Genomic DNA, 20949 nt, shown 5'->3' on the forward strand with positions numbered 1-20949 from the left:
CACGGCCTCCACCTGTCGAACAGGAGCCCGTCATGCCCGCAACCCCACGATTCCGCCTCGCCGCCGCCGCGGTTGCGGCGGCAGCGCTGTTCACCGTCGCCACCGGGTGCGCGTCGGGTGACTCGGACGGTGGCAGTGCAGGCGGCGAACAGTATGTGCTCAAGGTGACCGACCCAGGCAACGCCGGACCGCTGGCGGTCGGCAAGCGCGACGGGACCTTCGACGAGGCGCTGGCCCCGCTGGGCGCGAAGATCGAATGGGTCAATTCGACACCGGGGTTCTCCTCGAACCTCAAACTGTTCAACACCGGCCAGCTCGATGTGTCCGGTGGTGCCTACAGCCCGGTCGTCGGCGCACTGTCGAAGAACGTCGGCGTCAAGATCATCGCGGTGGCCGACCCGGCCGGCAAGGACCAGAACGGAATCCTCGTCACCAAGGACTCCGGCGTCACCGATGTCGCCGGCCTCGTCGGCAAGCGGGTCGCGGTCAACCCCGCGGGCAAGGGCGAGTACATCACGCTGAAGGCGTTGCAGCAGGCGGGGATTCCGTTCGACAAGGTCGAGCGGGTGCCCCTCCAGCAGGCGGAGGCCGGTTCGGCGTTCTCCACCGGTCAGGTCGATGGGTGGGCATCGTTCAACCAGCCGTATCAGGAGGCAAAGGCCGCCGGGGGTGTCGAGATCGCCACCGAGGAGAGCATCGGCTCGGTCGACAACACCATCGTCGCCTTCCGGACCGAGGTGCTCGAGGAGCGGCCCGACGTCGCCGACGCGTACCTGAAGGCGTTGCAGCAGTTGACCGACAAGCAGCGCGAGAATCCGGCCGACTACGAGAACGTCTTCGAGAAGGCGGGTCCCCGCGCGCTCAGCGGAGACCGGCTCACCCGCGCCCTCGCACTCGGCGCCGACGCGTCGACCCCGCGTTACCCCACGGCGGAAGACGGTGAGGACCTCGAGTCGGTGTCGGCGCTGTTCGTCGAAGCCGGCGTGATCCAGAAGCCGGTCACCGCCGAGGACATCTTCTTCGATCTGCCCGCACAGTTGCAGAAGTACGAGAGCGGACAGAAATGACCTCGTCGACGATCGCCCAGACCGCATCCGGAAAGGCTGCGTCGCAACCGGTCTCACCGATCGGCCTGGAGACCCCACGTACGCGCAGACAGCGCGCCCGTCCGGTGTGGCTCTCGCTGCCGCTGCGGTTCCTGGTCCCGGGCGTCATCGTGGCGGTCTGGTGGATCGGCACCGCCACCGGCGCGATCTCGCCGGCGGTCCTCGCCTCGCCCGGGGCCGTGTTCGACGCGTTCGTCGAGCTCTACCGCACCGGGCAACTCGTCGACTTCGCGCTGGCGTCTCTGGAGCGTGCCGCACTCGGTGTCGGTCTCGGCGTCGGCGTCGGGCTGATCCTCGGCGTGCTCGCGGGCCTGTACACGCTCGGCGAGGAACTCATCGACTCGACGATGCAGATCAACCGGGCCATCCCGTTCCTCGCGCTGGTGCCTCTGTTCATAGCCTGGTTCGGCATCGACAACACCTTCAAGGTGCTGCTGATCGCCATCGCGACCGTGTCGCCCATGTACGCGTACAGCTACCTCGGGGTCCGCAACGTCGATCGCAAGATGATCGAGGCGGCACAGGGTTTCGGGCTCACCGGGGGACGCCTCATCCTCGGCGTGATCATTCCGGCGGCGCTGCCCGGAATCCTGATGGCACTGCGCATCTGTCTGTCCATCTCGATCACCGGGCTGATCGCCGCCGAGCAGGTCGGCACCCGTGAGGGCATCGGCTACCTGGTGAGTCTGGCGCAGGAGTACAACCGCACCGACTACATGATCCTGTGTGTCGTGCTGTACGCCGTCCTGGGCCTGATCTTCGACCTCGTCGTCCGCATCCTGGAGAAGTACTCTATGCCGTGGCGGGCGGGGGTGACCGTCCGATGAGCCCCGAAGCCCCGTTGCCCCCACTCCTCGAGCGGCAGCCGACGCAGGTCACCGCACGCGAACGCCGTGCGGGCCGGCCGGTCGCGGTCTCGCTGACCGGGGTGACCAAGACCTTCGGTCCGAAGACGGTCCTGCAGTCGGTCGACCTGACCATCCGGCGAGGCGAGTTCGTGGTGCTGCTCGGCCCATCGGGTACCGGGAAGACGACGCTGCTGCGCCTGCTCACCGGCCTCGAAGAGCCCGACTCCGGTGAGATCCTCGTCCCCGCTGCACGCACGACCGTGTATCAGGAGCCGCGACTGGTGCCCTCCAAGCGGACGCTGGCCAACGTGACGATCGGCCAACGAGTCGGCAAGACCACCAAGGACCGCGGACGGGCGGCATTGGCGGAGGTCAACCTCGCGGACAAGGCAGACGCCTGGCCGGCCACCCTGTCCGGCGGTGAGGCGCAACGGGTCGCACTGGCCCGAGCCCTCGTCCGCGAACCGGAACTGCTGTTGCTCGACGAGCCGTTCGCCGCGCTGGACGCCCTGACGCGACTCCAGATGCAGGATCTGGTCGGCGATCTGGTGGCCCGGCACCAACCCGCGGTGCTGCTGGTGACCCACGACGTCGACGAGGCGGTCCGGCTGGCCGACCGCGTGATCATCCTGTCGGACGGCACCTTCGGCGTCGACGAGGACATCGACCTGCCCCGTCCGCGTGACCGCTCCGACCCCGAATCGCTGCGCTACCGGGCCGAGTTCCTCCGCGAGCTCGGCGTCGGCCGCATACATCCCGACACCACCGAGTTGAGGACGAATCCCTGATGACGACCATCGACAGCGCGACCACCACCCCCGCCCCGACGACCTCCACCGACGCCGACACCGTCTGGTACACCCGATGCCCGGTCCCCACCGCGAGCGGGCTCGCCAACAGCCTGGGCTGGCTCGGTGAGCCGGCATCAGCAGCGGGACTGAACTTCTCGATCCTCCAGGACGCCGGCCCCGAACTCGCTCCGCGCCACTTCGACCACCAGCTGTCGGGACTGATCCGCGAAGGCGGCAACGTGCCGGCGATCGTCGCCCGCGCGTCGGGTTCACCGACCCGCCTGATCGGACTCACCTGGATCGACGAATCGCAGTCGATCCTCGTCGGACCCGACTCCGACATCGACGACGCCGCCGGGCTCCGCGGCAAGCGGATCGGCATCCCGGCGTGGGCGGTCGACCAGGCCCGCAGCTTTCCCCGCGCGATGTCATTGCACGGCTTCGCCTCCGCGCTCGCACTCGGCGGACTCTCGTTCGGCGACGTGAACGTGGTCGAGACGGCCGCCAACTGGGAACCACGCGTCCGCACCGCGGAGGCCGACCGGCTGCGGTCGGTGCCGTCCGGATTTCCCGAGCTCCTGGGCGGCGACGTCGACGCCATCTACGTGAAGGGTGCGCGGGCCGCCGAGGCTGCCGCCGAGCACGGCCTGCGCGTCCTCGTCGATCTGGACTCGACGGAGTCGAAGCGGTCGCGGGTCAACAACGGCACGCCGCGGCCGATCACCGTGCACGAGTCCCTGCTGCAGGAGCATCCGGAGGTCGTCGTCGGCTTCCTCGCGGCGAGCCTGCGCGCGGCGGACTGGGCGGCGGGGAATCTCGGTACGGTCCGCGAAGTGCTCGCGCGGGAGACGTTCTCGGGACCGGAAGGTGTCGTGGCGGCATACGGGGACGGCTTCCACACGTCCTTGCACCCGTCGCTGTCCGACGAACGGCTGGATCTACTGGGGGTTCAGAAGCGGTTCCTCTACACCTACGGGTTCCTGCCCGCCGACTTCGACATCGAGAGCTGGGTCGATCCCGAGCCCCTGCGCCGTGCGCGCGCCGAGATCGGTGCGGCCAAACCCATTGCCGACATCACCGGGGACGCGTGATGGTTGCTTTCGAATGGGAGGTGCCGACCCGCGGCGACAGTCGGCACGTCGGTTCGGCCCCGCGTCACCGCGGCGGCTGGGCACGATCACCGGGGTCGGCGGTGGCCACCGACCTCCGAACGGACGGCCGCTGGGATCCGTTCGATCCGACCGAGCAGGTCATCACCGCGATCGACACCGCCGGCTACGACACGGTGATCGCGCCGTACGACCCGGCGGGTGAGGAGTCGTGGATCCTCGCCGGTATCGCGTTGCGGCGCACGCGACATGCGCGCGTCGCCGTCGAGTTCCACCCCGGTTTCGGAACGCCGGTCTACGCGGCGAAGGTGTCCGCGACCCTGCAACGGAACTCCGCGGACCGGCTGCAGTGGCAGTTGCGCGTGGAGACCGACGCCGCGGACAACCGAGCGCGCGGCGACCGGCTGACCGATGCCGAGCGCTACCGCCGGGCCGACGAGTTCCTGACTGTGGCGAAAGGCGTGTGGGACGGGGCCGGGTCCCGTCAGGGCGGTTTCGACGGCGGCGAGTTCAATCACGTGGGCGAGTTCTACGAGGTCACCGACGGTGGGCTCGATCGGTCGGTGCACGGTCATCGATTCCCGGCCGTCCGCCTGACCGGGGAGAGCGACGAGGCGCTCGCACTGTCGGCCCGGCACGGCGACATCCACCTGTTCGAGTTGTCCTCGACCGGTGCGGCGCCGGCGATCGCACCGCTCGTCGACCGTGCGTCGGCACTCGGGCGGACGGTGGCGGCCGGCCTGTACCTACCGGTGATCGCCCGGTCGACGAAAGACGAAGCGGTGCAACGCCTGCGTCGTCAATGGCGGGACGCCTACGGCGCCGACGCCGACACCCGGACGGACGATCTCTGGGTCGACGACCTCACCTTCGCCGGGTTCGACCGGATCGGCCACCGGCACCCCATCGGTCTGGTCGGCTCCTATGACGATGTCGCGCAGCGGATCATCGATCTGACCATGCAGGGTTTCGCGCGTTTCGTCCTGTCGGGCATACCGAACATCGAGGAACTCAACCGCAACACCGAGCACCTGCTCTTCCGGGCCGACGAACGCAACCGCGTCCTCGCCTGACCGACGATCCCTGACAGACGAGCGGAGACCCATGACCATCGACTTCTACTGGCGGATAGGGATGGGTGGCGACCACGCCACCCTGCGCACGCCCCGACGGCTCAACCGGGGAGACTGGCGCGGCGTCCAGCCGGGCAACCTGACGCCGGCGATCCGTGCGGGAGAACGTGACTCGTACACCTACATCGACCACATGGCGGCCGTGGCCAAGGCGTCGGAGAGCGCCGGCTTCGTCGGCGGTCTGCTCCCGTCGTTCCCCGGGACCGACGATCCGTGGGCGGCCGCTGCGGCGCTCGCCCGGGAGACCAGCACCTACCGGTTCATGGTGGCCTTCCAGCCGGGATTCCTGCATCCGTTACAGGCCGCCCGGACGTCGGCCAGCCTGCAGCGGGCGACCGGGGGACGCCTGGTCTACAACATCATCAGCGGGGGCGGAGGCCCCGCCCAGCTGTGGTGGGGCGACAAGGTCGCGCACGACGACCGTTATCGCCGGACCAGTGAGTTCCTCGATGTCCTCAAGGGGGTGTGGGGAACTGAGCCATTCGACTACGACGGCGACTTCTTCTCCACCGAGGGTGCGGTCCTGCCACCGCAACTCGCCGAGACGCCGTTTCCGGAGATCTACTTCTCCGGGTCGTCCGGTGCCGCGGTCAACGCCGCGGGCAATCATGCCGACTACTACCTGTCCTGGCTCGAACCCTTCGCCGACCTGCGCGCCAAGTTCGACGGGGTGCGCGAGCACGCCGCGCGGCTGGGACGGCGTCCGCGGTTCGCGGTCCGCATCGACATCCTCGCCCGGCACACCGCCGAGGCGGCGTGGGCCGAAATCGCCGAGGGCTGGCAGCACGTCGACCGCGCCGCGGCGAACCGCCAGGCGCAGGGCGACTCCGTCGGAGCCGGCCGGATCAAGGGCTGGGTGCCCGAGAACATCACCGACTACACCGATCTCGAGGTCCAGCCCAATGTGTGGTGCGGCTTCAGCCTCATGCGCGGTGGCCCGGCCTTCGGACTGGTCGGCAGCTACGAGCAGGTCGCCGAACGACTCGACGAACTGATCGATCTCGGCGTCGACGCCTTCATCCTGGCGGGCAACCCTCATCTCGAGGAGGCCTATCGCGTGGGCGAGGAGGTCCTCCCGCTCCTGGGACGATCCCGGCTCGGCCGTTCCGAGACCACCACTGGTTCCGCCCTGGGTGTGGCCTGAGGAACCCCGCGCCCGCCATCGCACCCATCGTCGAAGACAGACAATCCATTTCATCGCAAGGAGAGACATGACCACCGTAGAAACCGGACTCGACCGCGAGGTCGCCGACTTCGTCGCCGAGGTGACCGAACACGCACAGAAGGCATTCGACGTCTTCCGGACCACCGGAACGGTGTCGGCTAACGGGACCGCCAACTTCGTCGAGCGTGTACCCGGTCGTGAGATCGCCGTCGCGCTGAACGACCCCGGCCCCTGGGCCGACGACCTGACCGTCCACCCCGTGGTGGCGACCTTCGACGGTGAGGTCCTGTCTGGTTCTGGGGCAGCGGGTTTCGTCACCTCTTACGCCCCGGTGTTCCGGGCCCACGAGGACATCACGACGGTCGTGCACATCCACACGCCGTGGCTCGGGGCCTGGGCGCAGACCCACCGGACCTTACCGATCCGGTACGCCGCCTCGCAGCGACTCACGCTGTCCCGCGAGATCCCGCCGCACATCAACCGCCACCAGCCGGCGTCGGAGTTCATCCTCGAACGCCTGCAGGAGGATCCGCATCTCGCCGCCATCTTCGAGGCCAACGGCGGGTCCAACGTGATCGGACGACGGGGTCTGCTCGACACCGCGAAGTTCATCGTCCTGCTGGAGGAGGGAGCCCAGTTCCAGGCCATCGCCGAAGGACTCGGCGGCTCGGCCGAATTCCACCCCACCAATCTCGAGGTGCAGTGGAAGCGCAGCGGTCTTCTCCCCGAGGCACGCGAACGCGGCCTCATCCCCGAACTCTGACCACCCACCTCACACACCAGGAGATCGCATGACCATTCGAGTCGGCTACTTCCCGCACAACAACTCCCTCTTCGTGCTCCGGCACCGGGGCATCCTCGAACAGCGCATCGACGCCGAGTGGGTCGACCTGCGGAGCCTGCCCGCGTCGCCGGAGCCGGACCCGACCACGGGCCTGCCCACCCTGCACTCGGACTGGCTGTTCACCGAGGGCGGGTACGACTTCATCGGCACGGGTTTCACGCCGCCGATCACCGGCCTGGCGCAGGGCCGTGACCTCGTGTACGTCGGGGTGTCCGGGCCGCGCACCGAGAACGGGCGGCTCGTGGTGAAGGCCGACTCCGACATCGACTCGGTGGCCGCGCTTAGGGGCAAGCGGGTGGGCATCGCCCATGGTTCGTGGCAGACGACCCTGCTGCTGTTCGCGCTCGACTCGGTCGGATTGACGTGGCGCGACATCGTGCCCGTCAACACGTCGGTCACCGACGGCGCCGACTCGTTCCGCAGCGGTGAGATCGACGCCTGGGTGGGCGCGTACCCGGGCCTCACCGCCGTCGAGCGCGACCTCGAACTCCGGACCCTCATCGACACCGAGGGACTGTTCAGCCACCCGTCGCTGTGGTTCACGCGACGCGACTTCGCCGAACAGCACCCTGCGGAACTGGCCGCGATCGTCGACGCGCTGCGCGAGTCGGATCAGTGGATCGTCGACCATCCCCGCGAGGCCGCCGAGTACTTCGTCCGCGATGTCGTCGACCGCGGCGGGGACGCCAGCCTCGACGCCTGGGAAGCCGCCATCCGTAACCGGCCGTTCGGAATCGGGCCGGTCACGGACGGCTTCCTCGACGAGCAGCAGCGCGCCGCCGACCTCCTGCACGCCAACGGTCTGCTGCCGCGACCGGTCCAGGTGCGGGACGCAGTCCTCCCGTCCGTCGAGGCGGTGGTCACCGCCCCGTGACAGGCGTCAGTGCTGCGCGGCCGTCACATCCGTGCCGCGCGGCACGAGGGCGAAGACGGCCACGGCGACGGCGACGAGCGTGACCCCGCCGACCAGACTCGTCTGCTGCATGGCCTCGGTGAACGCGGCCGCCGCCCGCTCCGCGAGCCCGGGCGCGCCGGCGGCTTCGGCGAGACCCATGGCGGCGCCGAGGGATTCGCCGGCCGCGTCGGTCACCTCGGCGGGTACGCCGGGGACGGGCTCGGCCGTCAGCGTGGTCCGGTAGAGGATCGACGCCACGCTGCCGAGGATCGCGACCCCGAGCACATTGCCCAGGTCGTAGGCGGTCTCTTCCAGCGCGGCGGCGTTGCCCGCCTTGGCATCCGGGGTGCCGGCCATGATCATCGCCGATGCGATGGCCAGTGATCCGACGCCGAATCCGACGAACACCTGGGCGGTGGCGACGGTGCCGTAGTCGAGGCCGTCGGAACCGAGGAACATCAACGCCATCCCGACGCCGGCGATGCCGATACCGCCGGCCACGACGGCTCGGGCTCCGATCATCCGGGACAGCGGGGCGGCGATCATCGAGGACACGATCGCCGCTCCCGCCACCGGCAACAGCCGCACACCGGCCGCGATCGGGGAGTGGCCCTCGACCAACTGGAGCCACTGGGCCAGCAGCAAGAGCGCCGCCGCCAGTCCGAACATCGAGCCGAGCGCGGCGAGAACACCCGCACTGAACGGCCGGCTGCGGAACAACGAGACGTCGAGAAGCGGCTCGGTGCGTCGCAGACAGCGTCGGACGAACAGGGTCAGGATGAGGACCGCGCCGATCAGGGCCACCCAGGCGGCCGGTGCGACGAGGCTCTCCTCCTTGGCGAACCGTTTGATGGCCCAGACCAGGGCGACCATGCCGGCGATCGACATCAGCGCACCGACGGCGTCCCACCGGCCCGGTTGCGGGTGCTTCGACTCCGGCAGGATCAGCACGGCGGCGACGATGGCGACCGCCATCAGCGGGACGTTGACGAGGAACGCGGCGCGCCACGAGAAGTACTCGAGCAGAACTCCGCCGACGATCGGGCCGACGGCCGCACCGAGGCCCGACACCGCGGCCCAGAGCCCGAGGGCGGTCGCACGCTCGGCCGGGTCGGTGAAAATGCTGCGCAGCAGGGAGAGCGTGGTCGGCATGATCATCGCGCCGCCGACGCCCAGCAGCACCCGCACCGCGATCACCGCCTCGGGTGACTCGGCCAGCAGGACCAGTGCCGAGGCCCCACCGAAGACGGCGAAGCCGGTGACCAGCATCCGTTTCCGGCCCCACCGGTCGGCCAGCGAACTCATGGAGAGCAGCAGGCCGGCCAGGACGAGCGAGTAGGCGTCGATGATCCACAGCTGCTGATCGGCGGTCGGGCGCAGGTCGCCGGCCAGGTCGGGGAGTGCGACGTTGAGGATCGTGAGGTCGACGGTGATGACCAGCAGGCTGGCCGACAACACGGCGGCCGACGCCCATCGGCGCCGGAACGACAAGCCGTCTGCGCTGGTGGTCTCGGTGGCGGATCGCTGAGTCATCGTCGGCTCCGGTCGTGCTCGGGGGAGGACAGCCCGGTCAGGGCCGTCAGGGTGGCGGTCAGGTCGTCGAGGGACAGCGGCGTCCCGTAGAGGAGTGCGTGCATGGCCACGCCGTCCGTGTACGCGGCGATCGCGCGAGCGGCCGTCTGCCCGACGTGCGGGACGAGGATCTCGACCAGCCCGTCGGGCCAGCGGACCGCGAGCGGGCGGAGCGCGGGATCGAGGACGGCGGCCGACACGAGCGCGAGGTCGGCGCGTATCAACCGCTCGTCGGACAGATAGTCGTGGAGCGTCTCGGCGAAGACCGCCGCGGCCGGGCCGTGTTCGGCGAGAGTCTCGGCCACCTCGGCCAGGCCGGAGTCGATGTCGTCGGCCAGGCGGGCGAGCGCTGCCTCGCGCAGATCGTCGAGCGTGGCGAAGTACTGCGTCGTCGAACCGAGCGGCACACCGGCACGTTTCGCGACGAGCCGGTGGGTGAGCCCCTCGGAGCCCATCTCGGTGATGAGCGTCGCGGCGGCCTCGACAATGGTGCGCCGCCGTTCCTCGGGGTCTCGTCGGCGGCGGGGCGCTGCCTCCGTCATGATTGTCCTCTCGAGTTAGTGTACGAATGTACATGTACAAACGTACACTAGCGCTTCGCGGGTTTGCGTGTCGAGTGCTGGCATCATGCGACCATGGCGGTGCACAGGATCGATGCGGTCGAGCTGCCCCGGACGGCGCTCGGCGACTTCTTGTCGTCGTCGGCGTTCGCGGAGATGCTCGACCCGGACGACGAGCGCACGTCCTCCCGCGGTGCGGCGGCCCGACGTGCCGAGGTCGCCGATGTGGTGCGCGCCGTCGACCGTTTCGCCGGCCGACGATTCGTCGACCGGGAGCGCGCCGGCGAGGTCGTCTTCGGCGGAATCACCGCCGGGGGGCTCGGGGTCCGTCCTTCGGTGGTCGACGAGGTCCTCGCCCTGCTGCGGCCGGTCGGGGTCCCCGCGCCTGGTGCCCCGAAACCTGTTCCCTACGAGGCGCAAACGGTGCTCGGTAGCTACGTCTATGCACTGGTCGATCCGCGTGACGCCACGGTGTTCCACGTCGACGCCGGCCGCGGGAACCGCGTGTACCGCCACACCGCCGCCGCGCTGGCGGGCGACGCACCCGACCCCGTCGACATCGTCGGCGACGATGATCCGGCCGAGGTCGCGGCCGCGATCTCCGAGCGCATCCGCGACATCGACGCCGACGGGTTCGGCGTCGAACACTGGATTCTGCGGTACGACGTAGATTCCGTCGATTCGTCTGCAGCGCACGCTCTTTCGCTACGACGCACGGTAGTCGACGTCGTCGCTCTGGCCGGATCGGCACTTCCGGAGACGCCGGATGCGCAGGGGCCGTGGCGCATCGAGGAGCTGATCCTGCGACATGCGGCGCCGGTGTCGCCGCCGTTGCCCGACGTGTGCGTGCTGGTGAAGGTCGACGAGTCCGCCCGCAGCGACGCCACTGCCGAGGTGATCTACGAATCCGCCCGCAGCGCTTGGCGTGCGGGGCCGCACCGGACCGTCCCCGATCTACCGGTGCTGGTGTTCGCCGACGATCTCGTCCGGGCCGTCCACCGTGTCGACTACTGGGAGTCCTACCGCGACGCCGAGGGAAACCTGGATCCGAAGCGGTGGGTGTACACCGGGAAACCCGACGACGAACTCGAGGCCCGATATGTGGGTACCAGCCTGCGCGAGGTCCGGCAGGAACGCGGCGGCAAGTGGAATCCGTCCGGCTGGCACCCGTACGGACACGTTCCCTGAGCCTGTTCGTTGGAACAAACTCGCCTGTCGTGATCCGACGAGGGACGCGCGGTCTGGTACTACTCGCGGCATCGTCCATCGACAGAAAGCCGGCGCATGTCCTCGGATCGACGCAGTTCGTTCGACCACCGCACCGCCCTGATCACCGGCGCCTCCGCCGGGATCGGCAAGACGTTCGCGGAACATCTCGCCGCAGAAGGGTACGACCTACTGCTGGTCGCCCGTCGGGCCGAACGGCTCGACGAGTTGTCCGAGCGACTACATCGCGAGCACGGCGTTCGTTGTGAGGTGTTCGCCGGGGATCTGTCCGAACCCGGCACGCCGGCCGCGATCATCGAGCGCGCCGATGAACTCGGGCTGGACATCGACGTGCTGATCAACAACGCCGGGATGTCGCTGAGCACCAAGTTCGCCGAGACAGCGTGGGAGGAGGTCGGAGGGCAGCTGCAATTGATGCTGACCTCGCTGACCGAGCTGTCCCACCGCGTGCTCCCGGGGATGAAGAAGCGCCGGTGGGGGCGGATCGTGAACGTCTCGTCCATCACGGCTCTGCTGCCTCCCGCAGAGGGCCTGCTCTACTCCGCGATCAAGTCATATGTCCTGCTGATGTCCCAGTCCCTGGACATGGAGCTGAAACCGCACGGCATCCACGTGACGGCGCTCTGTCCCGGTTTCACCAGAAGCGAGTTCCACGATGCGATGGGGACGGAGACCCGCGAGACCGCCGATCGCCTGCCCGGCGTGCTCTGGCAGGAGCCCGAGGACGTCGTACGCGAGGGGTGGAACGCGGTGATGAAGGGCGACGCGGTGTGCGTGACCGGCATGGTGAACAAGCTGGTCACGACGGCCGTGCGTCCCATTCCGCCGGGTATCCAGTACTTCCTCGGCCGGACGCTCAATCCGTTCAAGTAGGCGCCGGGCGGTTCACTTCTTGGTGCGCCGACTCCCGCCGTGCCAGTCCTCCTCGGCACCCGCCTCGCCGTCGGTCACTCCGAAGGCCCGCAGTTGTGGCTTCTCCCGCAGGCTCCGCTTGAGCTCGGCGAAACCCGGGAAACTCGCCAGGCCGATCACGTGGTCCCACAGGACGACCGCGTCGTCGTCACCGGGTAGGCGGCTGATGACGGGCCCGAAGAACGCAACTCCCTCCGGCGGCTGGAAGTGGATGATCGGCGTACCCACGTCGCGACCGGTCCGCGACAGGGCCTCGTCGGTCTCGGTTTGGATCTCTCCGCGTCGAACTCGGCGTCGTCGAGGGCATTCAGGTGGTGTGCGGGCAACCCGAGCTCGTCCAGCACGGGCCCGAGGAACTCTGCGGTACCGCGGAAGTCGGTGGCGTCCACGGTGTAGGAACCGGTGTGCGCGTCGAAGATTCGCGTACCCAGCGCCTCGTAGAGCGGGCCGATGGCGGTCGGTCCGTGTTCGCGGCGGATGCTCGCCGCCGCGCGCAGAAGACGGAGCCCGGCGGTGTGCCCGGCCTCGTACTCCGGCGGGAACTGCGCGTCGTAATCGACGTGTGCGTTCAGCAGACGTAGCGAGATGAACCGCCATTCCACCGTGTAGTCCCGCTGGGCCTGTACCTTTCGCACCCATTTGCTCGTCATCCACGCGAAGGGGCACACGGGATCGAAGTAGAAGTTGACGTCGGCCATGATCTCGACGGTAGACGATGGGACAGTCCTAGGTGTCGGCAGAAGCCGCGAACAACTGGTCGCCTAACCGGTACCGCTCGACTGAGTGACAGGTGAGCCTATGACGGGCTCGTTGGGATGGAGGAGGTGCTGCACAGTAGCGAGTGACGGCTGCTCGAGTGGACCGGTGTAGAGCTCGGGTGCCCAGTCATACACGCCCCGTAATCAGCCGGGGTGGGCGAAGCCGAAGCTCAAGAAGAATGGTTCAGGCGGACCACTGCGAGACCAATCTCATTCGTTCACCTCCGGCAGGACCGGAGCCGGTGCGGATATCGAGGTCAATCGGAGTCCGGGTCAGGTGGAACGATTGCGGAGTAGTAGCGGTCTGCGAGAGAAGGAGTGACGGTGGAAGGGTTCTTCGTGCTGCTCACGCCACCGGTCGCCCTCGCGCTCATGTTCTGGGCGTGGACCATCTGGCTATCCTTCAGAGCCGATGGCCGAAACATCCGACGATCTTCGGCCGCAGTTTCTGCGGTGCTGGCGATCTGCGGGGCAATTGCTTTCCTCGCGTTGACCAGTCTCGACGATTACAACGACTACCCCGGTCACACGTGTTCGGTGCGTGATGGGTTTGTACCCGTCGGCTTTCCCCCTGAGCAACTACCACCGCCGCCTCCAGACGTGGTGAGCACATTCCATCCCAGCCTCGACTGGTCTCACCGATTCGAGCTCCTTCCCCTCGGCGTGCGCTGCACCTACTGGATTCGAGACGACCCCCGCATCACAATGAGCACCCACAGCCCCTGGCCGTACTCGGTGTGCAGCTACGGAGCGCTCGTCGTTGCCTTCGTCCAGGCCATCCGAGTCGTCAATCCCGACCTGCTCAGACGCGGTGCGCCGCCGCGGCCAGCGCGTGCAGGTGATGGCGGGCAGATGTAGGCGTGCCACAGTTGATGAGTGCGTACCAAGGTGTTGTTTTTCTGGGTGCTCGGTGGAATCATCACCGCCTTCGCCGCCGCGATCGTGCTCATCGGTGCCGCTGGTTGGCTCACTCTTCGCTCGTCGTGGTTCGAGGACAGCTTGTCCAAGGTGTCGGTCACAGAAGACGCCGACGGGGCTGAACGGATCGCCGAAGCCATGGGTGTTCACCTGAACGACAGTGCCATCGACTACGGGGAAGTGACATCGCAGTTGCAAGGCAAACCGAGTGCTTACCTCGTCGTGAAATCGGACAGTGCGATGCTGCGCGACAGGATCATTCGGCAGTCACGGCTGCGCTGTGCGACCACCGATCCGCCGAATATGGCGTCGATGCGCTCACCGTCGAGGCACGGTCCGCCGCGCTCACCGACTCTGACGGCATGTGGCCGGCCGGCTGGCGACTACAACGACCCGGCGTCAGCGGGGGAGTGGGGCGGTCATCTCACCGTCTGGTTCGACCCCCAGGCGGGTGACCGCAGCACATGGCTCTACATTTCCGCCGCCCCATTCTGATCGAACGGGTGCAGCACGCTTCGCGTAGTTCGTACAGCGCCACTCGAACTAATGACGACCCGCCTGTGAGGGCCGACCGTAATGATGGATGAGTGAATTTCGATGGAATGATCCGTGTGGATGAAGGCGCGCCGCGCGTCGTGCGGATCGAAGACGTGCCGGCTCTTTCCTACCTCGACATCGAAGCGCGACGCGAGTTCTGGGGTCACGTCGGTCTCTTGCCGACTCTCGAGCGGCTTTCGCGAATCTTCGCTGACCTGGACCTGGCCCGCATGACGAACAGTGATGACGACGTTGTGCTCGCTTTCTTGTCCGAGGTCAGCGAACCAGCTGGCGCGCAGACTGCCGACCTGCTGGCTCGCGGCAACGCTGTGCTGCATCCGATGCCGCTGTTCCTGGCGATCAAAGAAGTCATCGAGTGGGCCGATGTGGACGGGGATACCGCGCCCACGAGTGACGAACTCCTGGCGGTCTTTCTGAGCCTGTCGGCTGAAGCCCATGACGCAGCAATGCCCACGGAGGGGGCAGGCCTTGACCAGATGCTCGACGAGATGACGCTGACCCGCCTGACCCAAACAGCACTGCTGCATCCCGAGCCCCTGGAACTCCTGTCGGCGTCGACGGAGGGGATCTGGTATCGAGGCTGGTCAGACAGAACCTCCGACAAGGTCAAGCGTAACCTCGCCGACTCTCCAGCCGCGCAGTGGGCCGAGATCACCGGGGTCGATCTCGACGACCTCCTGTCACTCGGGTGGCTGTTCTACAACCTCTGGAAACACGAAGCACTTACGTGTATCGAGCCTGAGTTCTTCGGTCGCTACGCCGTCGCACCAGAAGCCGTCGACTTCCTGATGAGCCATTGCACGGTGTCAATCGCAGATTTGCGCAACCAGCTGGCGCAGGAACGAGCCCAGAACGCGTCGCTCTGGACTCGCTACAAGCTGCAACAGACCCCGTTTGTGCGTCTCGACGACGGCACACTGCTACCCATCCGATTTCAGTACGTGATCCAACGCATCTTCGGCGACCATCTCTACCTCGAGACCGAACACATGCTGCGCGTGGCCGACTCAAAGAAGGCTGATCACTACGCAGAGGCAATGCGGAACATCTTCGAGGAACGCGTTGGCGAGGTCCTCCAACGGATCTGTGCCTACGACGAATCGGGAGAGACTGTGCTCGTCGAAGAGTCCGAGATGAAGCGAGTCTGGAGAACGAACAAGTCGACACCGCCAAAGATCTGCGATTTCGCGCTCTCTCGTGGGCATGGTTGCATTCTGATCGACGCCAACATGCGTAGCTTGCCCCAACCCTTCGCGGAAGGTGCGGCGACGATCGAATCGCTGCAGCTAGAGATTGAACAACGGTTCACGACAACCAAATTCCGGCAGTTACTCAGCACCGTCGACCTTTTCATGAGCCGAGGCTGGAACAGGTTGCGTACGGCGGTCACCGGTCGCACAAGATTTGTCCCGATCGTGGTTGTTCCCGACGCGGGAATTCCAGGCGACATCGCAGTCGAGAACGCGGTGTATACAAGGGCATTCGTCCTAGTACGCAAGTACAACCAGAACCCGAACGCCACTAAGGTCCATGTCCCGGCAATTCTCACCTGGCGTGACTTGCTCCGACTCGATGGACTTGCAGAGCGCGGCATCGATATTTTTGTCCTACTCAAACGCTGGCGCAATGTTGATCCACAAGGCCGGTACGGCCGCGAGCCGCTCCCGGTGCCGCTGAGTGAGTTTCTCGATCGCCAGCACCTCAACTCTCCTATGAGTCAGCGAGAACACCGGCGAGGATGGGACTTGTTCGAGCATCTGCGTTCGCGCACTGAACAACGCGCGATCGCTGCCATACCGCCGCCCCTTCGCCAGTCAGTGGCAGCAGAACTCGCGCGCCTGCGGCGCGACCAACCGAACTTCGACAACCGACACGAGTTTGTCGAGCGCGACGGCCGTGCCGTCAGAGTCGCCGAAGACCCAACGAACTTGGTAGACGAAGAAGGCCGCTGACAGACAGTCCAGACGGTCGCCTGGCCACTTTTGGGCGGGCGTAGCGTCGGTTATGACAATGGGTAACGCATTCGTCTGTCCCCCATGGTGGTCGTATCACGTGGGGGTTATGACGGGCCCGCCCCAGCGGACCGTGGCGTCCGCGGTGACATCGATGCCGGGATCGTCTCGAACGGCGTCCGAGACGGGGTCGCGGTCTGCGGCGGCCCGAGGGCGCGGCGGTGTCGGTCTCGCGATGAGCGGGGCCACTAGACTCGAGGCGTGACCGGAGCCGACGACTCGACACGTGACCGCGACCGCGACGGTCTCCCGGATCCCGGTCCGACCGACGACGATGCGACATCCGACGCGGACGGCCCGGACGAACCCTCCGCAGCGAACGATAGGACCGGTGGGTCGACCCGTCGTCGGGGCGACCGGCTTCCCGTCCGACGCGACGATCCCGACCGTCCCGGACCCGGGCGCCGGATGGCCGACCTGCTGGCCCGCACCGACTCCAGCGCCGGGGTCGTCAAGGCGGCTCGCGCCGCACGAGATCTGATCCCGCACGACGAGAACCCGATCACCGGGCCGCGTGCATCTGACCGCGTGGCACGCCTCATCAGCGAGTCCCGGCCCGAAAAACCCAGTGCCATACGAGAGCTCGGCCTCGCCTCGATCCAGGTGTGGCAGGCGTTGGTGACCACACGACGTCGTCGATCCGAACGCACCCCAGTCCCCGCCACCATCTTGTTCACCGATCTCGTCGGATTCTCGACGTGGGCCCTGCATGCGGGAGACGACCAGGTCCTCCAACTCCTCCGCGACGTCAACGGCGTCACCGAGAACATCGTGCGCAGCCGCGGCGGACGTATCGTCAAACATCTCGGCGACGGGACGATGGCCGTGTTCATCGACGGTGTCAAAGCGATCGAGGCCGGTCACGAGGTGATCGTCGCCGTGAGTGCCCTGACGGTAGGGGACTACCGGCCACAGCTGCGAGCCGGTCTCCACACCGGCGAACCGCGGGCGGTCGGTGACGATTTCCTCGGTGTCGATGTGAACGTCGCCGCTCGGGTCGCGGCAGCGGCGGGAGCCGGTGAGCTGTTGGCCAGCGGAGCGGCCGTCGAGGCCGCCGGCGCCGATCGGTACGCCACTCGTCGTCGGCGATTCCGCGCCAAGGGGGTACCGCGCGACATCGAGGTGTTCGCCGTCGTGCCCCGCTACTCCGACTGATCGATCCCCGACGTTATGAAGGTCCGACAGTCGAATCCTAAGATCGCGACCAACAGAACTTACGTCAGACAGCGCCGAGAACGGTACTCCCACAGCCTCATTGAAGGGCCGATAATAGACGACTTCATGTGTCCCCTGAGTCGAAGCGAGCGCACCGGAACTGGTAGCACCCGCCTCGATCATCATCCCGTCGACTGTTCACGTCAGCAACCGAGAGACAGATGATTCCCCATCCGAGCGCGCGCAACAAGGCAGGTCGCAGGGTCGGCGGTGACTGGTGCTGTCGTTGGTCTCGTCGCGGTTTTCGGCTGGCGGTATGCGAGTCCGCGCCAACTCGTTCTCAGCGACCCTACGGGCGAGTTCGCTGGTCAGGATCGTGGGTTCTTCATCATCGCCGACTACCTGCTGGCGGTAGCAGGTCCGCGCTGGTTTCCCGAACTTCTGGTGTTTCCTGCTGCCGGATTGCTGATTGGGTCCGTGATAGGCCTGGCTACGGTGCCGGTGACGGCTTCCGGGCAGGGATGGCGACAGACCACGGTCTCGATGGTGGCGGCGCTCGCAACCGGGGCTGTCATCGGACTGTTCGCTGCCCTCTACGCGCGCCGGGTGCAACCCATTGTGCTGATCCAGAATTTCGACGACCCGTCATTCGTCCTGACCGATGCCTGGATCGAGGCCCATCCCATGATGGTGAGTGGTGGCCCGCGCCACTTCGACGTGTCGCCCGAGCTCGTGTACTTCCCGCTGACAGGAGCACTGTGTGCGCTGGTCATCGTGGTGGCTTTCGAAGCGACTCGCTGCGTGATCTCTCGCGGGCGGGCGTCGCGTTCTCCGCACGACGGGCCGTGACACCGCACGACTGGTCAACCCCGGCTGCGGGTTCCAAACCTTGAGGATGTTGTCGATCGCATGCACTACTCCGCAGCCCGGATGTCGTCTGTCGCGACGAATAGTTCGGGCCAGCGTCTGAACCAGTTCGAATGGGTCTGACGAGTCGGCGTGGGTCTCACTCGAGACCCACGCCGGCTTCCAGTCAGCGCTGCGCGGCGGCGAGCGCCTCGTTGAACGTCGTGCTCGGACGCATGACGGCGGCGGTCTTGTCCCAGTCGGGGTAGTAGTAGCCGCCGATGTCGACCTGCTCGCCCTGCACCGCGTTGAGCTCCTCGACGATCTTGTCCTCGTTGGCCGCGAGGGTTTCGGCCAGCGACGAGAAGTGCTTCGCGAGCTCGTCGTCCTCGGTCTGCGCGGCGAGTTCCTGCGCCCAGTAGAGCGCCAGGTAGAACTGGCTGCCGCGGTTGTCGAGTTCGCCGGTCTTGCGCGACGGTCCCTTGTCGTTCTCGAGCAGCTTGCCGGTGGCGGTGTCGAGGGCCTTCGCGAGGAGAACGGCGCGCTTGTCGTCGAACTTCTTGCCCACGTCCTCGAGGCTCACCGCGAGCGCGAGGAACTCGCCGAGCGAGTCCCAGCGGAGGTGGTTCTCCTCGATGAGCTGCTTGACGTGCTTCGGCGCAGAACCGCCCGCGCCGGTCTCGTAGAGTCCGCCGCCGGCCATCAGCGGGACGATCGACAGCATCTTGGCGCTGGTGCCGAGTTCCAGGATCGGGAACAGGTCGGTCAGGTAGTCGCGCAGGATGTTGCCCGTCGCCGAGATGGTGTCCAGGCCGCGGACGACGCGCTCGAGGGTGTACCGCATGGCGCGGACCTGCGACATGATCTGGATGTCGAGGCCCTCGGTGTCGTGATCCGGCAGGTACTTGTGGACCTTCTTGATCAGCTCGTTCTCATGCGGGCGGTACGGGTCGAGCCAGAAGAGCACCGGCATCCCGGAATCGCGGCACCGGTTCACGGCCAGCTTGATCCAGTCCTGGATGGGCGCGTCCTTGACGATGCACAGACGCCAGATGTCGCCCTCTTCGACGGTCTGGGTGAGCAGCACCTCGCCGGTCTCCAGATCGGTGATGTTGGCGGTGCCGCCCGCGGGGACCTCGAAGGTCTTGTCGTGCGAGCCGTACTCCTCGGCCTTCTGCGCCATCAGACCGACGTTGGGCACCGTGCCCATCGTCGTGGGATCGAACTGTCCGTTGGTCTTACAGAAGTTGATCATCTCCTGGTAGATGCGGGAGAAGGTCGACTCCGGGTTGACGGCCTTGGTGTCCTTGAGCCGGCCGTCGGCGCCGTACATCTTGCCGCCCGCGCGGATCATGGCCGGCATCGAGGCGTCGACGATGACGTCGCTGGGGGAGTGGAAGTTGGTGATGCCGCGGGCCGAGTCGACCATCGCCAGCTCGGGGCGATGCTCGTGGCACTTGTGCAGGTCGTCGATGATCTCCTCGCGCTGCGCGCTGGGCAGCGACTCGATCTTGCTGTAGAGATCCGACAGCCCGTTGTTGACGTTGACGCCGAGCTCGTCGAAGAGTTCGCCGTGCTTCTCGAAGGCCTCGCGGTAGAAGACCTTGACCGCGTGCCCGAAGACGATCGGGTGCGAGACCCGCATCATGGTGGCCTTGACGTGCAGCGAGAACATCACGCCGGTCTTGTATGCGTCGTCGATCTGTTCCTCGTAGAACTTGATCAGGGCTTTCTTGCTCATGAACATGCTGTCGATGACGTCACCGTCGGTCAGCGTGACCTCGGGCTTGAGCACGAGGGTCTCGCCGGAGTCGGTGATCAGCTCCATCTTGACCTTGCGGTCGCCGGAGACGGTCATCGACTTCTCACCGTGGTAGAAGTCGCCTTCGCGCATGTGGGCGACGTGGGTGCGCGAAGCCATCGACCACTCACCCATGCTGTGCGGGTGCTTCTTCGCGTACTCCTTGACCGCCTTCGGTGCTCGACGGTCCGAGTTGCCTTCGCGCAGAACGGGGTTCACGGCGCTACCGAGGCACTTGGTGTACCGGTCGCGAATCGCGCGCTCCTCGTCGGTCTTCGGGTTGCCCGGGAAGTCGGGCAGGTCGTAACCCTTGCCCTGGAGCTCCTTGATGGCTGCGAGCAGCTGGGGGACCGACGCGGAGATGTTGGGGAGCTTGATGATGTTGGTGTCGGACTTCTGGGTCAGCTTGCCGAGCTCGCCCAGGTTGTCGGTGACCTTCTGGTCATCGGGCAGGAGGTCGGAGAACTCGGCGAGGATGCGAGCCGCGACGGAGATGTCGCTGGTCTCGACGGCGATCCCGGCCGCTCCGGCGAACGTGCGCACGACCGGCAGAAACGCGTGAGTGGCGAGCATGGGTGCCTCGTCGGTCAGCGTATAGATGATGGTCGGCTGTTCGGCACTCATGCGATGTGTTCTCGATTCTGTCTTGGTCGACGCGTTTGTGTGTTCGGCCTTGTGGGTCCGGTTTTACCGATATCACGACGGGGATGGACTCGCGTGACATCCACCCATGATTTTG

General features: G+C 66.8%; 18 protein-coding genes and 1 pseudogene. 15 read left to right on the forward strand and 4 right to left on the reverse strand.

The features are described 5' to 3' along the window. The first annotated feature begins 32 nt into the window (after positions 1 to 32). The 8 genes from AS181_RS01370 (at position 33) to AS181_RS01405 (ending at position 7870) form a co-directional block, all read left to right on the forward strand. Positions 33 to 1067, forward strand: coding sequence for an NrtA/SsuA/CpmA family ABC transporter substrate-binding protein (locus AS181_RS01370; RefSeq protein ID WP_058249809.1), 1035 nt, complete (start codon positions 33 to 35; stop codon positions 1065 to 1067). Continuing rightward, positions 1064 to 1933 carry an ABC transporter permease gene (locus tag AS181_RS01375; protein WP_058249810.1) on the forward strand — a complete coding sequence of 290 codons (870 nt, stop codon included), beginning with the start codon at positions 1064 to 1066 and terminating at the stop codon, positions 1931 to 1933. The genes AS181_RS01370 and AS181_RS01375 overlap by 4 nt, the downstream gene beginning before the upstream one ends. Then, on the forward strand, positions 1930 to 2742 hold the full coding sequence (locus tag AS181_RS01380) for an ABC transporter ATP-binding protein (RefSeq protein ID WP_058249956.1): 813 nt from the start codon (positions 1930 to 1932) through the stop codon (positions 2740 to 2742). The genes AS181_RS01375 and AS181_RS01380 overlap by 4 nt, the downstream gene beginning before the upstream one ends. Then, a complete protein-coding gene (locus AS181_RS01385) occupies positions 2742 to 3836 on the forward strand; it encodes an ABC transporter substrate-binding protein (RefSeq protein ID WP_058249811.1) in 1095 nt (364 codons plus the stop codon). Before AS181_RS01380 ends, AS181_RS01385 begins: the two co-directional genes overlap by 1 nt. Next, positions 3836 to 4927 carry an LLM class flavin-dependent oxidoreductase gene (locus tag AS181_RS01390; protein ID WP_058249812.1) on the forward strand — a complete coding sequence of 364 codons (1092 nt, stop codon included), beginning with the start codon at positions 3836 to 3838 and terminating at the stop codon, positions 4925 to 4927. Before AS181_RS01385 ends, AS181_RS01390 begins: the two co-directional genes overlap by 1 nt. A gap of 31 nt (positions 4928 to 4958) precedes the next feature. Further along, positions 4959 to 6131 carry an LLM class flavin-dependent oxidoreductase gene (locus tag AS181_RS01395; RefSeq protein WP_058249813.1) on the forward strand — a complete coding sequence of 391 codons (1173 nt, stop codon included), beginning with the start codon at positions 4959 to 4961 and terminating at the stop codon, positions 6129 to 6131. 67 nt (positions 6132 to 6198) lie between these two features. After that, complete coding sequence (locus tag AS181_RS01400) at positions 6199 to 6915, forward strand: class II aldolase/adducin family protein (protein ID WP_058249814.1); 717 nt, start codon at positions 6199 to 6201, stop codon at positions 6913 to 6915. A 28-nt stretch (positions 6916 to 6943) separates the two neighbouring features. Further along, complete coding sequence (locus tag AS181_RS01405) at positions 6944 to 7870, forward strand: ABC transporter substrate-binding protein (protein WP_058249815.1); 927 nt, start codon at positions 6944 to 6946, stop codon at positions 7868 to 7870. Positions 7871 to 7876: 6 nt separating this feature from the next. Here AS181_RS01405 and AS181_RS01410 read toward each other — a convergent pair whose 3' ends face one another. Together AS181_RS01410 and AS181_RS01415 are read right to left on the reverse strand one after the other, a co-directional pair. Then, positions 7877 to 9424 carry an MFS transporter gene (locus tag AS181_RS01410; RefSeq protein ID WP_058249816.1) on the reverse strand — a complete coding sequence of 516 codons (1548 nt, stop codon included), beginning with the start codon at positions 9422 to 9424 and terminating at the stop codon, positions 7877 to 7879. Beyond that, positions 9421 to 10005 carry a TetR/AcrR family transcriptional regulator gene (locus AS181_RS01415; protein WP_058249817.1) on the reverse strand — a complete coding sequence of 195 codons (585 nt, stop codon included), beginning with the start codon at positions 10003 to 10005 and terminating at the stop codon, positions 9421 to 9423. Before AS181_RS01415 ends, AS181_RS01410 begins: the two co-directional genes overlap by 4 nt. A gap of 108 nt (positions 10006 to 10113) precedes the next feature. Between AS181_RS01415 and AS181_RS01420 the strand changes: the two genes are divergently transcribed. Together AS181_RS01420 and AS181_RS01425 are read left to right on the forward strand one after the other, a co-directional pair. Further along, positions 10114 to 11211, forward strand: a complete 1098-nt coding sequence (locus AS181_RS01420) for a GIY-YIG nuclease family protein (RefSeq protein ID WP_058249957.1) — start codon at positions 10114 to 10116, stop codon at positions 11209 to 11211. A 96-nt stretch (positions 11212 to 11307) separates the two neighbouring features. Then, the gene (locus AS181_RS01425) at positions 11308 to 12123 is read left to right on the forward strand and encodes an SDR family NAD(P)-dependent oxidoreductase (protein WP_058249818.1); all 816 of its coding nucleotides are present in this window, start codon (positions 11308 to 11310) and stop codon (positions 12121 to 12123) included. A 12-nt stretch (positions 12124 to 12135) separates the two neighbouring features. On the opposite strand, the pseudogene AS181_RS01430 reads toward AS181_RS01425, so the two are convergent. Continuing rightward, positions 12136 to 12860 (reverse strand): annotated as a pseudogene (locus AS181_RS01430) (mycothiol-dependent nitroreductase Rv2466c family protein). Positions 12861 to 13244: 384 nt separating this feature from the next. Between AS181_RS01430 and AS181_RS01435 the strand changes: the two are divergent. From AS181_RS01435 to AS181_RS01455, 5 genes are all read left to right on the forward strand, one after another. Then, positions 13245 to 13778 (forward strand): hypothetical protein, encoded by a 534-nt coding sequence (locus AS181_RS01435; RefSeq protein WP_139114174.1) that lies wholly within the window; start codon positions 13245 to 13247, stop codon positions 13776 to 13778. Positions 13779 to 13796: 18 nt separating this feature from the next. Then, a complete protein-coding gene (locus AS181_RS01440) occupies positions 13797 to 14333 on the forward strand; it encodes a hypothetical protein (RefSeq protein WP_231742207.1) in 537 nt (178 codons plus the stop codon). A gap of 92 nt (positions 14334 to 14425) precedes the next feature. Continuing rightward, positions 14426 to 16348, forward strand: coding sequence for a hypothetical protein (locus tag AS181_RS01445; RefSeq protein ID WP_139114175.1), 1923 nt, complete (start codon positions 14426 to 14428; stop codon positions 16346 to 16348). Positions 16349 to 16609: 261 nt separating this feature from the next. Next, positions 16610 to 17563, forward strand: a complete 954-nt coding sequence (locus AS181_RS01450) for an adenylate/guanylate cyclase domain-containing protein (RefSeq protein WP_058249821.1) — start codon at positions 16610 to 16612, stop codon at positions 17561 to 17563. A 270-nt stretch (positions 17564 to 17833) separates the two neighbouring features. Beyond that, entirely contained in the window at positions 17834 to 18412 is a 579-nt protein-coding gene (locus tag AS181_RS01455; protein ID WP_058249822.1) for a hypothetical protein, read from the forward strand. A gap of 184 nt (positions 18413 to 18596) precedes the next feature. Here the strand turns inward: AS181_RS01455 and AS181_RS01460 are convergent, their stop codons facing one another. After that, complete coding sequence (locus AS181_RS01460) at positions 18597 to 20834, reverse strand: NADP-dependent isocitrate dehydrogenase (protein WP_058249823.1); 2238 nt, start codon at positions 20832 to 20834, stop codon at positions 18597 to 18599. Positions 20835 to 20949: the final 115 nt, after the last annotated feature.

It is taken from the genome of Gordonia sp. SGD-V-85, assembly GCF_001456905.1.
Lineage (GTDB): Bacteria > Actinomycetota > Actinomycetes > Mycobacteriales > Mycobacteriaceae > Gordonia > Gordonia hongkongensis.